Here is a 15,025-nt window from a genome sequence, read left to right as displayed (position 1 = left end):
CTTCTTAGGATCGAACAGCTAATAGTTCCTCTTTTACAGCAATCTTGCCTTCTGACAGCAGCGGTGAGATGACACGGAAATGATCGGAATTGGTTACCACAATCGGGGTTGTCAGCTTAAAGCCTTCGTGCTGGATACGATCCATATCAAACTCAATCAGCACCTCGCCTTTACGGACCCGATCACCTTGCTGAACCTTTTGTGTAAAATGCTGCCCTTTTAATCTCACCGTATCTATGCCGATATGCATGAGAATTTCAACCCCTTCATCGGAGGTGACTGCGATGGCATGTGCACTTTTCATCGTAACCGAAACGACCCCGTCTACCGGAGATAGCAGCTGACCTTTGGACGGAATGATGGCTATGCCTTTCCCCATCGACTCCGAGGAAAACACCACGTCCTCCACTTCATGGAGTGAAATAACCGTACCTTCGAGTGGGCTCGTAATCAAGCATTCCATCACTGTGTTCGTGTTGATGCCTGCTGCGTTTTGTTCCATTTTTCCCGTAGATGATTCAACACTCAACAACTGCTTATTTTTATTTTCAGCCGCCTGATCCGTCTTCTTACTCTCATAACCAAACAGCACAACACATAAGGCTCCGCCAGCAATAGCCGTTAATACACCAATGATGTAGAACAGCATTGGACTCTGTGCCGGCAGTGTGAACACATTAAGGAAAAAATTGAATACAATCAGCTTCACGCCGAGATAACCCATCAGACCGCCTCCGATGGCTCCAGCGGCTACCAAATAAATGAGTGTTTTGCGATAACGCAGAATGATCCCATACAGAATAGGTTCAGTAACACCCGACAGGATGGCAGAAATGAATGATGAACCGCTTAAAGCCTTGAGGTCCTTATCCTTCGTTTTTAGGAATACCCCGAGACCGATTCCCATAGAAGCCGCTACCGATGTCCCCGCAAGAGGTGCGATGAGATCTCCCCCTGCACTCAGATTCCCCATAATAATAGGCACTGTCGCCCAGTGTAATCCAAACAGCACAAGAAAGGACCAGGTTCCCCCCAGAATAATCCCGGCGATAACAGAATTACTGTTAATGAGGAAATTAACGATATCCCCAATCCACTGGCCTACATATTGACCGAATGGACCAATCAGCATCGCTGTGAGCGGGACCATAATGACAAGGGAGAAGAATGGAACCGCGAACAGCTGTACATTTTTATGCATGATTTTTTTCAGAAACTTCTCCAGAACCGCATAGATACTAACGGCGATGAACATCGGAAAGACCGATGAAGCGTAATTCATTAACGATACGGGAATCCCTAGAAAATGAGTAGTACTGCCTGCTGCTGTCAATGCTGTAAAATTCGGTTCCATTAACGCAGCTCCGATCGCTGCCGCCACATAAGAATTCACATTCAGAACTCTGGCAATCGTGATGCCGAGCAGGATGGGCAGAAAATAAAAGATTGAGTTGCCTGCCGCAGCCAATATGGCATATGTTCCACTATCTACAGCAATCCAGCCCGCTCTTTCGAGGACAATTAACAGAGCCTTGACCAGACCAGCTCCGGCAAATACCGGGATTAATGGCGTCAGACTTCCTGATATCAGGCCAAAGATGGCTGAACGGATGCTCTTCTTTTCTTGTTCAGAGCCAGCAGCAGCCCCTGCTCCGTCGAATTCCCCTTCCGCAACGATATGTTTGTACACCTCGGACACGTCATTGCCTACAACAACCTGAAACTGGCCGCCGCTTTCAACGACCTTCAGGATGCCCGCCGTGTTTTCCAACGTCTTTGCATCGGCCTTCCGGTTATCGTTCAAGACAAATCTTAAACGGGTAGCGCAGTGAGTCAGCGATTGAATGTTCTCCCTTCCTCCAACGCGGTCTACAATGTTTTGAGCCAATTTGAGATGATCCATGTTGCTCCCCCCATACTGTTGTTATATCACTACAATTCACGTCTTACTCCATCATCATCTACGATGACAAAATAAAAACCTGAACTGAAGCTCGTCTACTGACCTTAGTCAATATACAAGCCTCAATTCAGGTTTCGCCTGCCGAACAGTCACAATCCCTTTATATAAAATTTGTATGAAAACCGTTCATTCATCCGCAAGATCATGCTCACGATTGGTGACCCGATGAATATGGATCATGAAATACACCATTTCTTCATTCGTTGTTTTCTTCTCGTAGTTAATCTCCAGATAGTTTCTAATCTTTCTCGCGCATGCATATGATTCGGGGTACTTGTCCTTCACATGATCATATAACGAATCTCTTTCTTCCGGTATCAACTCATCATGCAAAATTCTGTACGCAAAATATCGCAAGTGTGTGAGGAAACGGCTGTAATTAATCGAGCTTTCGTCCAGTTTGATTCCGAAGTGATATTTGACGATGTTCGCCAGATCGTTAACAATCTTTGTCATCTGATAGGTTTGTTTCATATCCTGCCCACGCTGCTGTGCATTGACAAAATGAAGGGCAATGGAGCCCGCTTCATCCTCTGGCAGCTTGATGCCTGTTTTCTGTTCAATAATGTGCAATGCATTCAGCGCAACCTCGTATTCGGCTGCATAGAATTTTTTGATCTCCCATAACAAAGCATTCTTTACAATGATGCCTTCAGGAAACCTTCTGAGTGCGAAGCTGATATGATCCGTTAGCGTGATGTAGATGTTGTCACTGAATTTAAGAGCAAGCTGTTGTTCGGCATATTCAATAATTTCATTGGATAACTCCAGATGTTCGGTTGGGATCTCCCCAATCAGACTCATCAATTTGTCAGACATCGCTTTTTCAACGACAAACTTTTTCTCCACTTGCGAAAAATCAATCACATCACTGTTATGTTTGTTGTATCCGATCCCTTTTCCCATCACAATCATTTCGTTCCCGTTATCGTCCGTCAATAAAATTACGTTATTGTTAAAGATTTTCCTGATCTTCATCTGCATCACCCCCATCTCATCCATAGCTGCATAAAAAAAACCTAAATTGAAGCAGCAACATGTACAATTCATGTCTACTACGAACAATTTAGGTATCGCCTGCCGAACAGTCACAATCCTCAATATATTATGATATTAAATGCTACACAATTGTCAAATCCGTTGCTTTGAACAAAGGATATCATGAATACCCTTTCAATTCAACATTTAGTTTCTACCAGCCCATCAATCCGTTCCTTACCTTGAATCATCAGGGTAGTTCCACTGAGTGCGCTCTATGGAACTCCGATATTGAACAGGTGTGCTGCCCGTATATTTTTTGAAAAGCATGTGAAAATATTGCCGGCTTCCTACACCAACGTAGTCCGAAATTTCGGAGATCGGAATATTCGTCTGCTGAAGCAGCATCTTGGCCTTCTCCATCCGCAGCATCGTTAGATACTCCGTAGGGGTCTGCCGGGTATAGTTACGGAAAATGCGGTGCAAATATCCCGGATGTAAATTAACTGCAACGGCCATGTCCTTCACCTGAATGCCGCGATCCATATTGTGATGCATGAATTCAATCGTACGTTTCACATACAGCTCTGTATGATCCAGTGCACTCCGTTCCATCTCTCCTCGCAGTCTGGCGATCCGAACGAGCAATTGCATAAATAACGAGCGGACCAGCGTGCCCTGCTCCGGGGATGTCAGATTTCTTGCCTCACGATGAATTATGCGCTCTTCAGCGGGAATAACGCCCATTCGAACAGCCTCACTCCCTGAAGCCTCTGAAGCCTCCCAACCTTGGGGTGGCCCTTGTCCCTGCTTGCGCTCCCTGCGCTCCTGTCTTTGCTCCATGAGACCTCGCTGGTCCAGCTCCAGCACCAGGCTTTTCATCGTGTGATACACATCTTCCGGGTCAGGCAGCACAAGATAAGGAACGGCACAGGTAAGCAAGTTGTGCAGCTCCTCCTCTTCAAACGCGAGCTGCCGGATGGAGGGCTGTCCAGGGGCCAGACGGACAAAGCCAAATTCCACATTCAGCATACGGCACGGTACGCCGTCCTGCACCAGCAGCCGATGGGGAACCCCTGCATCCAGCAGGATGAATTGTCCTTTTTTCAGCACAGCCTGTTCCGAGCTTCCGTCCTTCATCATCACATCCACCCGGCACATGCCTGCCATGATGTACATAATCTCCGTAGAATCATGAGTGTGATAGGACATCTGGTAATTCTCCCACTGCTTGTAATAGTACGCGAAAAAACGCGGTCCACAATCCTCTGTTCTGAGTTGTTCCTGAAAAAGACTGCCCGTCCAGCAGCGAGCCGGATGCATCTCCATCCTGTACACCTCCCTATACCTGCTGTATGGAGTACAGCAGCCTTTATTTTGGAATACACCTCAAGAGACTGACGTTAAACTTCAACGATTCGATGCTGCTCTCCATTCACGACAATGACCTGCGCATTCGTAATCGGAACAAGTGGCAGGGTGGACTCATATTCTGCAATGACTTGTGCCGCCGATTCAACAAACGGGAAGCAGCCCACATGCGGCAAAGGATAAAAATCAACCGAATTCAGCCCGCGGTAATCGGACAGGTCCGGCGCTGCGGCGCAGTCATCCATAGCCTTCACATACGCAATATCTGGAGCCAAGATGATGGAACCCGCCGACTCTCCGATATACATTTTCCCCTCTTGAATATGGGACTGGATTAACAAATCTGCTCCACTTCGACGAAGCTCCTGTAACAGAAAAAAGGTGTTGCCGCCCGATACATAGATCAGATCGCTCTGCTGCAGCTTGCTAGTCACTTCTTCCGGTGTTGCAGTTGATACGTCCAGATCCTCTACGATAAGTCCCCATTTCTCCAAAGCTTCTCTACCCGCATGTACGTAAGCGTCATAGGACTCCGTGGCAGCAGCTGTAGGGATAAATGTAACTCTTCTGCCAGCGAGCTCCTCCTCCAGTGTATGCAACAAGCTTGCTGTCTCCTCAAACGAAGCCGATAAAAACAATTTTTTCACTTTCTTCAACCTCCGGCCATTTCGATTTCATGATATGATTTCATTATAACCCTTTGAAAACAGGATTCCATTATGCATTATCACAGCTTCTATGGAAGTGGAGCAAGATGATTAACCATTTCAGGACATTTCAAATTCGTAAAGGAGAATCCATGGATGAGTACAACCTTTTATCTGGTCAGGCACGGTATCAAAAAAAGTGATGTAGGTGATGTACCGCTTACCACCGAAGGCAGCCACCAAGCCCATTTAACTGCCCAATACTTTGCAAACGCTTCATATCCTGTGCATCGTATCGTGGCAAGTCCGCTCCGACGGGCACAAGAAACGGCCCAGGCCATTGCTTCCCTTACCCAAGCTGCAGTAACGGAGGATGCACGGTTGCGTGAGCGTGCCAATTGGGGTGATGATCCTGAGCAAACCTTTGAACAGTTCGTAGCCCTGTGGGACCAATGTACAGCAGACCCCGAATTTATTCCGCATGTTGGTGATTCCGCCAAACAAGCAGGCAAGCGCCTCGCCTCGCTTCTGGATGAATTAGCCGCACAGGAGCCGGCGGGCAGCCACATCGTACTGGCTACGCATGGCGGACTGATCACCGATTTTCTGGTGCAAAGCTTCTCGGAGCAGGAGCTGAATGGCTGGCATCCCAATTTCCTGGTTGAGCAAAAACGTTTGATTCCCGAATGCTCCATCACCAAGCTGATTTATTCGGATGGACAATTTATACTGGAGTCTTTTGCTTCAGCAGACCACTTGATACAACGCACGGAGGGATAACCTCAGGTGTTGAGGCAGGTCACAGATGAACAGAAGGGTTTGAAGCACAAGTAATACAACAAGCAGTGAGTAGTGAGTAGTGAGCGGTGAGCTTTACTCTTACTGATTTTGCACGTCCAACGATATGTGCGGCAATAAACCTTCCCAACATTACAGAACAAAAGCTCTGGAGTATGCCTGCATCATCGTGCACAGGCATATCCAGAGCTTTATCTGTTATAATGAACTATTCATTAATAAAAGTGAATCCTGATCCTACTTATGCTACTTTTGTTAATATAGCTAACTTTACTAATTTCGCTCCCTATGCTACTTATCCCCTTTCCCTTTCCCCGGAGTGTAGTAATGAGGCAGTGTCACTTTCGACCAGTCGATATCAGATGCCATATAGAAGGACGGATAAGATGGCTGGTTATACCCGCTATTCTGTCCGGCAATGCCTACGCGGTACATCGCATCATGCATCAGCGTATACAGCTTGCGGTCAGTCTTCTCCGTGCTCAGATAGATGCGGATGGCTGAGCTGTCCGCTGTACGAACCAGCATCTCTTCTCGCCAGTCCCCGAAGACATCTGCCACCAGTGATGGCGTGCCTTTCGTATGATTATTTGTCAACGTGCCTGTCGCAGTCAGCAGCGTGCCGCGTTTCCAGTCCTTAATCGAAGGGGTGACATCGATAGAACCGTCTACGATCTGGGTTGTCATGTCGGCAGCCCAGCGAATGCTCATGTTGGTTCCGGGCGCCTGATCGCTTATTTTTTCACCCTGTGCTGTCCATAATCCTACGGCCCATGTTTCCAGTCCGCGCCGGGTTGGATCAACATCTCCGACCATGCCTCGTCCCGTGTCTTTACCCGTGTATCCACCATAGATTACTTCGCCCGTCTTTGCATCACGCAGAGAGTATCCATACGGCGCCCAAGGTCCACCCTCATGCACCATAAAAATCTCAAGCCCCGGGCGATCCGGGTCGATATCTGCAACATGCAGTGCATCACCGTGCCCCAGACGGGCAATCGTTCCCGGTGCGGCACTCTGAGGCGGCATCACATCGGTGGAGCTATACAACACGCTTCCATCATGGTCGATCGTGGCCGAGCCGTAGATAATCTCGTGTTTGCCGTCACCGTCCACGTCCGCCACACTGAAATAGTGTGCGCCTTGTGTTGTAATTGAACCATACTGCGGGTCTGTGCCATCTACTCCATGCGGCCCATCGTTAAATGGATTTTTCATCGGTGTCCAGCCGCTATCCACCATCCATTCCTTCTTTAGCTTTTTCCCATCCCAGTTGTAGGCAACCAGGGTGGAGCGGGTATAATATCCCCGTGCAAAAATCGCAGACGGTTTCTTGCCATCCAGGTACGCAACCCCTGCCAGGAAGCGGTCTACCCGGTTCGCTGGCTCAATGCGCGCCATAGCATAATCGCCCCACATCAGGCCGTCATCATGACGTTCCGGCTCGTACGGGACCGTTTGCAGTTCTTTTCCCGACTTGCCTTCAAACACGGTAATGTATTCCGGGCCATCTACAATAAAACCTTCAAACTGCCGCAGCTCATTGCGAGCGCTCCGTTGCGGTGCGTACACATCAATAAAGTAGTCTGCCAGACTCTCCGCATCCTGCCGGGATAGAGGATAGTTATACGTTTTCTCGATGCCAAATGCCTCTTCCAGCGTTGCAGGCCAGTTACCTTTAACGACCTCCTCATGCTTATGCCAGTCCCTGAACATATCCACAACATGATCATAGTACCCCTCAGCACTAAGTCGATAATCGTCCTCGTTGGTCACTCCTGCCTTACGGTCTTCCTTCGGCAGTGTAATGTACTTCTGTGAGATTGGTTTGCCCTTTTTGTTGTATTTGATGATCTGTGTGCCCGGCGCGGTCTTGAACATCAGCTCGGCTTTGCCATCTCCGTCAAAATCATAAACCAGCATCTGGGTGTAATGCGCTCCCGAACGAATGTTAACCCCGAGGTCGATCCGGTACAGCAGTTGTCCGTCCAGCGTGTAACAGTCTACGTAAGTGTTGCCTGTGTAGCCTTTTTGCGATACGTCCTTGGCGTTGGAGGGGTCCCATTTTACGAAAAATTCATACTGCCCGTCTCCGTCCACGTCCCCCACGCTCATATCATTCGCTGAATAGGTGTATGCTTCACCCGCAGGTGTTACCCCATCAGCCGGCTTCTGCAAAGGAATATCCATGTACCCGTTTGCCCAGGGTTTGACGGATGCACTGCGTTTGCTTTCTTTGCCTTTGCTGTTGACCGCTGCAACTTCATAACGAGAAGCTGTCGTGCCTGTGCCGTCCACATAGTTTGTGCTATCTGTAACCGTAGCAATCTTCCTGCCATCCCGATAAACGTTAAAATCCGTGCCTGTCAGTCCCTTGTCGCTGTGACCCGTCGCCTCGTCCCCAAGCAATCTCCAGCTCAGGAAAACACCTTCGGATGTCGATGCCGCTACCAGCCCGCGATTCAGCTTTTCGAGTTGAATGCCTTTCACCTGGCTGCCTCCTTTGTCTTTGACAAGTTTCTCCGGTTCCATTGCCCCGTTTCCTTGGGACGGTGAAGCCTCCGCTCCGGCAATCCCGCCAAAAATCAGGGCTACACTGAGTACAGATAAGAGCACCTTGGCCGCAACTGGCGAACACAACTCCCCTATTCCTCCACGTCTGGATTGCACTCCTGAAGCCGATCTTTGATGTACCGGTGCAGCTGTTTTTGAATTCATCTGCCTTCACGCTCCTTTGGACTTGATGTTTGCGCTTACATAAATGAAGGACGTTTTTCCAGGCAGCGCTGCCCGCTCCTTCTTCCATTCTTTCAAAATGGATTCCAGTGCACGCATTGCTGCCCACCCGGTACTATTATAGACAGCTTCATCTTCTGACCATAGGCAAATATCCGTCTAAAATAATTAATTATCAGTGTATATCCAAGCGTAGAGATCATCGGAATCATCCGGACTCACGAATAATCAGGGATGTTTTATACGTTTGCACAACAGGGTCAGACTGCAAACCTCCCAGCCTTTGAATCAGGCATTCCGTAACATCCCTGACCATATCCGGGATACGGTTAGGCAATGTGGTCAATTCCGGATTGGTCATCCGACTTACAGGATGATCATCAAAACCGATCACAGACACCTGCTCCGGAATGGATATCCGATACTTCTGAGCTGCCTTCAATAAACCCGCCGCTACGTAGTCACTGCCCGTTATGATTCCATCCGGCCATGCTGACGAGGCAAATAATTGTCCCCCCCACGCATACCCGTCCTGCATCGTGACCAATCCCGAATGGCACTGGGAGCTTGAGCAGGGTAGTCCTGCTTCTTGATGGGCCTGTTGAAACCCGCACCATCTTTTCTCCTGCAGCCGTGTCTCATGATCCATACCAAACAACAGTTGACGATGCCCTCTGGAGAGCAAATAGGCAGCCGCCTGGTACACTGCATCCTGCTCATCCAAGCGAAAGACATCCAGCAGCTCGCCTTCCATAGCTTCATTGCAGATAATGCCCACGCCTGGGCCTATAAACTCTTTAATTTCTTTTTCGGTGTACTGTGAGTGAGCAATAATGACCGCATCCATCTCTCGGTGCAGCAAGCGGGCATATACTTCACGTTCAAGCGTTTGGGATGACTCGGTTTGATAGATGACAACCCGGTATCCTCTGGACCCTAAAGAACGACTTAACTCACTCACGAGCTGACTGAAAAAGGGATGCTCCACATCCGGGACAAGCACGCCGATGTGACGGCTCGCCTGAAGGCGAAGCTGCACCCCGTGTGTGTTGCGGACATATCCCAGCTTTCGGACAGCCTCCTTCACCTTTTCCCTGCTTTCATCGGAGACATGCGGATGATTGTTCAATACCCGGGATACGGTTGATTTGGACAGACCGCTTGCACGTGATATATCAATAATGGTTGGCAACAAAAACACCTCGTCATAAAGAATTGACCTGGGAACGTTCCCAGCCTCTAAGATACAGGTAACTAACCTTAGGAGGTATAACACAGATGGAAACGATACACATCCCGGTTAAGACCCAATATCTGATATTGTTTGATTTTGACGAAACGTATTACCCTCATGAATGTTTGCCGGAACAGCTGGAGAGCGTATACGAACTGGAACAATATTTGAAGACATTGACATTAAGCCATCAAATAAAAACAGCCTGGATTACCGGAAGCAGTATGAAGCAGATTCAGAATAAAATGAAAATGGCCGGCATGACACATCTCCCCCATTTTATTGCGAGCAATCTGGGTACAGATCTGTGGGAGCTCTCTTCAGATGGAACATGGACTGCAGTCCCTTCCTGGCAGCAAAAGATTCAAAGCTCCGGATATTCTCGCGGAGAGGTCGAAGACCTGATCGCAGAATTGAAACAAATCTACAATATTGTTCTCCATGAACAAACACAATTTGGGCAATCCGGATATAAAATGAACTATTACTATTATGCAGAATCCACAGTCAAAACCCAATATGATCTGCCTGTAATTAAACATCTGGCTGCCCGTTCAGGAATTGGAATCAACATCAATCAATGCAATCCCAAAGCAGGCGACCCCGCGGGTGCCTATGACGTCGATTTTATCCCGGCAGGAACGGGAAAAAAAGCAGCGGTTCAATTCCTGATGCAGTATAATCTGGTCCCCCCCTCTAATACACTTGCCTTTGGTGACAGCGGGAATGATATTGAAATGCTCCAGACGGCAGCTCACGGTTATCTTCTCCAGAATGCCACAGCCGAAGCAAAATCATGCCATACATCCATCGCCCCTTATCCCTACGCTAAAGGAATTTTACATGTATGCAGACAGTTCTTTCAGGGGTAACAAATTCGCAGCCAGAAAACATAAAGTACCGCCGCTTTTCCAGAAGGAGAAGGCGGCGGTACTTATGGTTAACAGCGGATTGTTTATCCTTGCTTAATGACCAGGCATTAACAACGATGGATATATTACGGTTCAATTCCCCATACAAGGCTGCCACCTTGATAGAGCGTAACTTTGTCCCAATCCTGATAGGATGTTTTGGTAGGATCATAGGAGTAGTCATTGCTCTCGTCAAAGTTGGACCAGTCTGTTTTGTAGATGCGAAGCTGGATGTCACCCGACTGCCCGCCAGCAGGAATGCTACCCGCGCCGGAAGTAAAGCTCAGCTCCACATATCCGTCTCCAAAGGTACGAACGATGTTGGCCCCGCCAACAACGGCCCAGTCAATCGCAGAATCCAGTGCCGCTGTGCCTTCTTTGGAGAAATAATAACGAATTTTCAGATCACTGAGATCAACTGCGGTGCTGCCCAGGTTTTTGATGTTGAAGAACGGTTTGATCTGGTTGTCCGTTGCATTGCTATCTCCTGCACGGTACTGCAGTACCAGATCACTTGTCGGAGCAACGACACCTGCCGGGGTTGCAGACACAGCAGCCGAATTGGCACTTTGTCCAGCCGCGTTCACCGCACTCACCACATAATAATAGGTTGTACCATTTGTCAGGGAAGTATCGATATATGATGTTGCAGTCACATTCGAGGCAACATTCACAAACGGACCTGCTGCGCTCAGCGCACGTTTCACATTATAGCTGGTTGCACCGGCCGAAGCTGTCCACGACAGACTAACCTGTGCATTGCCAGGTGTTGCTGTTAATGCCGTTGGTGCCGCCGGAGCCGTTGCACCTGCTGCTGGTGTTGCCATAACAGCTGACGAATTCACACTTTCACCTGCTGCATTGCTGGCTGTCACAACATAATAATACGTTGTTCCGTTGATCAGACCCGTATTGGTGTAAGTTGTTCCACTAACATTGGCTGCAACCGTCACAAATGGGCCGCTGGCACTCAGCGCACGCTTCACAGTATAACTTGTAGCACCTGATGAAGCTGCCCATGACAAGGTTACTTGAGCATTACCGGCAGCAGCTGTTACAGAAGCAGGTGCTGCGGGAGCTGTGTTTCCACCTGGAGGATTGCCTCCGCTGCTCTCAGGCAGTACAGGGAAGGAATTTTTCACCAGCTGTACAAATTGATCATGGAACCAATGACCGGATACCGGTGCATTAGGCAGTGCACCTGTGAGCACGCCATCCTTCGTTGTATACGTTGGATCACACATCCGGTCGAAGCCTTTACCTTCATTGTTCGGAATTTCGGAGCTGGAGCCATCGGATTCACCCGGTGGTTTTACCCATACATAGGCATCCAGATGCGCAGGTCCTGGAGCTGCCTTCGGTGCTTCGCCGATACCGGCTCCACTAGCGTTACACCAGTTGCCCCGGTGCTCCCGGCGATCGACACGACCGGAGTTCACATAATCATTGATGTTGTTGCCCGTAGCTGTGGAAGGACGATTCACCCCGCCCCATCCGTTACGGCTGGTATCAATGAGGAAGCCGGTGCTGGCAGGCCATCCTGCCTGTACAAAATCAGCATACAACTTAGCTGTAAAATCGGTTTCGTCAAAGTAAGGATTCCATTCATAGAACTTGGCCGAGCGGATTGGTTGTCCACCAATATTCAGATCCGGGTTGGACAGGTTCGGCTCGGACAACGGTGTTGTATTGGCCGTATTTGTAATGAAGCCATCTGCACTGCTCAATCCACCCAACGTTCCGCCTACCACATCGGTATACAGCGCAACCGCGCCTGTGCGGTTGTTATCCCATCCGAGCCAACCGGAGTGACCGATATCAAGGTAGTTGTATACATTCGGAATGGCGTGCAGCTTGTCCAGCGCATACTTTATTCCAGCCTCATATATGCCAGTTGAAGCGGCTTGACCACAAGCTGGTGTGCTGAGGTTGGTTACCAGGTTCGGCAGACTATCCGGCTCAATAATGGCGATGATCCGGATGTCCTGATATTTCGGATCGGCAAAAATATCGGCAATTACGTCAATATAATCCGTTTTGTACGTCTGCAATGCAGCCTGCGTTAAAGGAAGCTCCCCGTTCGAGGCGAGGGCGTGACAATCCCGTCCCGGTAAATTGTAAATAACGAAGGACGCCGTAATCGGCACGCCTGGCTTCTTCTGGGCAAGCACAGCATCAAGATGCTCTTCCACGCTCTTGCGGCCAGCGTTCTCGGCCCCGCCGTAGATGGCAGCAATCCGGTCAATCCATACCGCTGTTGGATAGGATTTTACCGTCTCCATCTGTGCTTTCAGCTTGGCATCGCTGGTGAGAGCAATGGAGGTATCCACAAGCGCAGAGTAATCCTCATTGAGGTAAGCCGTTGCACCGACAAAAGGATTATTCACATGCGCTTCAGCTGCCTGCGTCACGCCTGGAGACATGCCCGGAAAGATTCCTGCTGCCAGCAAGGCAGCTGCCATCATTTGTTTTACACCTTTACGCAGCAACTTCTTGCCTTTCGATTTTGTCTTCAATGTTGTCTTCATAGTTCCACCTTTCCCTTATATAAGATTGAATTGGACTCGTGTCCGCTGTTCCTCTGTGTGTAAGCAGGATGCATGGCACAAAGAGCATCAAACCTATGGGTGTCTCTTTCACCTCCATACGAAAAATAAAAATAGAGTACAAAAGTCAAAATAAACAATCCGTCAAGGGTATCCAGTACAATTGCTATGTGAGTGTGTGGGGGTCAAAACATGAGAGTGCAGAGCCATTAGAGTACAACGTGGTGGGTGTGGGTGTAACTGATCCAAATTCTAAGGAGCCAGGAGTGAAGGGTCCAATCTGGTGAAGCGATGACTTGTACAACTGTTACTTTTGATGTTACCGTAAGCGCTTACCAATATAACTTGTTTAAAAATCACCTCACGGTGATTCGACTACCTGCTCACCTCCTTTATAGTGTGATTATACGACATGTAAATATTACCTGTAAATTGAATTATATAAAATTAATTATATTTTTTTCCACATTTGAAGCAGGATTTTTACATAACCTGTCATAACAAAAAAAGGCCCATTACGGCTGCAAACTGCAATGAGCCTTATATCGTACAAGGAAAATTCCGAAAGATAGATAGCCTGAGCTTCTCTTTTTCCAAGATAACCTTCGCTTGTTCCCTTTTTCACTTTATGACATCCTCCCCCTCTTCATTCATTCCATCTAATATTACACCTTCACACCATCCACTCTTACACCTTCATGCCATCCTCTCTTCTTCCTTTATGCGCCTCATTCTATGGAATAACCACGACATCGCCCGGCTTCAAGCCGCTTACAATCTCTGTTTTGTCACCTGACTCCATCCCTGTCTTCACGTTCACTTGCTCGGTCTTCCCATTCCCTTTATCCAGCAACACATAAGGCTCGGGCTGATCACGCATAATGGCCAGGCTGGATACTGCCGTTACCTTGTCCTTGCGCATCGTTTCAATATCCCCTTCCAGACTGACACCTCCATACATCCGGGCATCCGGCTTCAGATCAATAACAACATCAAACTGCGAAGCCTGCTTCAGATCGGTATCCGAGCTTTTGCGGGCGAACTTCGATACCTTGCTCACCGTTCCCGTAAATTTCAGATCCTTCTGAGCACTCATCCGTACCTGCACGGGCATTCCCGCCTTGAGCCTGAACATCTCTTCTTCACCAACAATGGTTAGAAATTTCATTTTACCCGTATTCGTAATCGTGCCTATGAGCTGCCCTTCCGTAACGGCTCGGGTTTTACTGTCTCCCTCATTCATCTGAAATACCCCAGAGCTTGCTGCGTACACCACTGCTTTGCTCATCACGTCCTGCTTCTTGCGGATTTCCTTCTCCTTGAGCACCAGTGCCTTCTGATTCAGCTCGTTGGCCAGACGTTTGCTTTCCCGATCTGCAAAAGCCTTCTTGCGCTCCTCCTCCGTCACACCAAGCGTTTCGGTCATGCCAGCCTGATCAATGCTGATCTGATTCATCTCTACATCCAGCTTTGCTTTTTCCAGATCACTCTGCATCTGATCCAATTCGGTCTGTAATGCAGACGTATCCAGCGTGAACAAAATATCCCCTTTTTTAACCTGATCACCGTTCTTAACATGCCACTGTTTGATGCTCGAAGCATACGGAGCGAATACATCCGCCTGCTCGGTATACACCGATTTGCCCTTGACCAGTATCGTTTGTGTCATCGTCTCCTGCGTCACATCAAATGTAATGGGAGGTGGAACCTCCATGGGAGCCTCAGGCTGGGGTTTATACTTCTCATACGCCCAGTATCCCGCCCCCGCCATAAGTACAATCGTAATGATGATGCTGATCCATTTCTTCATGCTCTATATTCCCTTTCACTGATAAGTTTGA

General features: G+C 48.5%; 11 protein-coding genes. 2 read left to right on the top strand and 9 right to left on the bottom strand.

Features of this window, described 5'->3' with window-relative positions:
- Positions 1-4: 4 nt before the first annotated feature.
- The 4 genes from HNR77_RS22225 to HNR77_RS22210 all read right to left on the bottom strand — a co-directional run bounded on the left by HNR77_RS22225 (position 5) and on the right by HNR77_RS22210 (position 4,959).
- Positions 5-1,903: a beta-glucoside-specific PTS transporter subunit IIABC gene (locus HNR77_RS22225; RefSeq protein WP_184189295.1), complete on the bottom strand. Its 1,899-nt coding sequence runs from the start codon at positions 1,901-1,903 to the stop codon at positions 5-7.
- A 186-nt stretch (positions 1,904-2,089) separates the two neighbouring features.
- Entirely contained in the window at positions 2,090-2,941 is an 852-nt protein-coding gene (gene licT, locus HNR77_RS22220; RefSeq protein WP_184189291.1) for a BglG family transcription antiterminator LicT, read from the bottom strand.
- Between the two features lie 237 nt (positions 2,942-3,178).
- The gene (locus HNR77_RS22215; RefSeq protein WP_260410769.1) at positions 3,179-4,270 is read right to left on the bottom strand and encodes an AraC family transcriptional regulator; all 1,092 of its coding nucleotides are present in this window, start codon (positions 4,268-4,270) and stop codon (positions 3,179-3,181) included.
- Positions 4,271-4,344: 74 nt separating this feature from the next.
- Positions 4,345-4,959 carry a Type 1 glutamine amidotransferase-like domain-containing protein gene (locus tag HNR77_RS22210; protein ID WP_184189289.1) on the bottom strand — a complete coding sequence of 205 codons (615 nt, stop codon included), beginning with the start codon at positions 4,957-4,959 and terminating at the stop codon, positions 4,345-4,347.
- 156 nt (positions 4,960-5,115) lie between these two features.
- On the opposite strand from HNR77_RS22210, the gene HNR77_RS22205 reads away from it, so the two are divergent.
- Complete coding sequence (locus HNR77_RS22205) at positions 5,116-5,739, top strand: histidine phosphatase family protein (protein ID WP_184189287.1); 624 nt, start codon at positions 5,116-5,118, stop codon at positions 5,737-5,739.
- 309 nt (positions 5,740-6,048) lie between these two features.
- On the opposite strand, the gene HNR77_RS22200 is transcribed toward HNR77_RS22205, so the two are convergent.
- Positions 6,049-8,475, bottom strand: coding sequence for a rhamnogalacturonan lyase (locus tag HNR77_RS22200; RefSeq protein ID WP_184189285.1), 2,427 nt, complete (start codon positions 8,473-8,475; stop codon positions 6,049-6,051).
- A 226-nt stretch (positions 8,476-8,701) separates the two neighbouring features.
- Positions 8,702-9,685 (bottom strand): LacI family DNA-binding transcriptional regulator, encoded by a 984-nt coding sequence (locus HNR77_RS22195; protein WP_184189283.1) that lies wholly within the window; start codon positions 9,683-9,685, stop codon positions 8,702-8,704.
- Positions 9,686-9,771: 86 nt separating this feature from the next.
- Between HNR77_RS22195 and HNR77_RS22190 the strand changes: the two genes are divergently transcribed.
- The gene (locus HNR77_RS22190) at positions 9,772-10,599 is read left to right on the top strand and encodes an HAD-IIB family hydrolase (RefSeq protein WP_184189281.1); all 828 of its coding nucleotides are present in this window, start codon (positions 9,772-9,774) and stop codon (positions 10,597-10,599) included.
- A 125-nt stretch (positions 10,600-10,724) separates the two neighbouring features.
- Here the strand turns inward: HNR77_RS22190 and HNR77_RS22185 are convergent, their stop codons facing one another.
- The 3 genes from HNR77_RS22185 to HNR77_RS22175 all read right to left on the bottom strand — a co-directional run bounded on the left by HNR77_RS22185 (position 10,725) and on the right by HNR77_RS22175 (position 14,994).
- Positions 10,725-13,166 carry a glycoside hydrolase family 6 protein gene (locus tag HNR77_RS22185; protein ID WP_184189279.1) on the bottom strand — a complete coding sequence of 814 codons (2,442 nt, stop codon included), beginning with the start codon at positions 13,164-13,166 and terminating at the stop codon, positions 10,725-10,727.
- Positions 13,167-13,635: 469 nt separating this feature from the next.
- Positions 13,636-13,809, bottom strand: coding sequence for a hypothetical protein (locus HNR77_RS22180; protein ID WP_184189277.1), 174 nt, complete (start codon positions 13,807-13,809; stop codon positions 13,636-13,638).
- 108 nt (positions 13,810-13,917) lie between these two features.
- On the bottom strand, positions 13,918-14,994 hold the full coding sequence (locus HNR77_RS22175; protein WP_184189275.1) for an efflux RND transporter periplasmic adaptor subunit: 1,077 nt from the start codon (positions 14,992-14,994) through the stop codon (positions 13,918-13,920).
- Between the last annotated feature and the right edge of the window lie 31 nt (positions 14,995-15,025).

The organism is Paenibacillus sp. JGP012 (assembly GCF_014203995.1).
Taxonomy (GTDB): domain Bacteria; phylum Bacillota; class Bacilli; order Paenibacillales; family Paenibacillaceae; genus Paenibacillus; species Paenibacillus silvae.
This window is presented reverse-complemented; position numbering and strand designations above follow the sequence as displayed.

Excerpts from the sequence above, each read along its gene's own strand:
- HNR77_RS22225 (WP_184189295.1), bottom strand. The coding sequence starts at position 1,903 with ATGGATCATCTCAAATTGGCTCAAAACATTGTAGACCGCGTTGGAGGA.
- licT (WP_184189291.1), bottom strand. The coding sequence starts at position 2,941 with ATGAAGATCAGGAAAATCTTTAACAATAACGTAATTTTATTGACGGAC.
- HNR77_RS22215 (WP_260410769.1), bottom strand. The coding sequence starts at position 4,270 with ATGGAGATGCATCCGGCTCGCTGCTGGACGGGCAGTCTTTTTCAGGAA.
- HNR77_RS22205 (WP_184189287.1), top strand. The coding sequence starts at position 5,116 with ATGAGTACAACCTTTTATCTGGTCAGGCACGGTATCAAAAAAAGTGAT.
- HNR77_RS22200 (WP_184189285.1), bottom strand. The coding sequence starts at position 8,475 with ATGAATTCAAAAACAGCTGCACCGGTACATCAAAGATCGGCTTCAGGA.
- HNR77_RS22190 (WP_184189281.1), top strand. The coding sequence starts at position 9,772 with ATGGAAACGATACACATCCCGGTTAAGACCCAATATCTGATATTGTTT.
- HNR77_RS22185 (WP_184189279.1), bottom strand. The coding sequence starts at position 13,166 with ATGAAGACAACATTGAAGACAAAATCGAAAGGCAAGAAGTTGCTGCGT.
- HNR77_RS22175 (WP_184189275.1), bottom strand. The coding sequence starts at position 14,994 with ATGAAGAAATGGATCAGCATCATCATTACGATTGTACTTATGGCGGGG.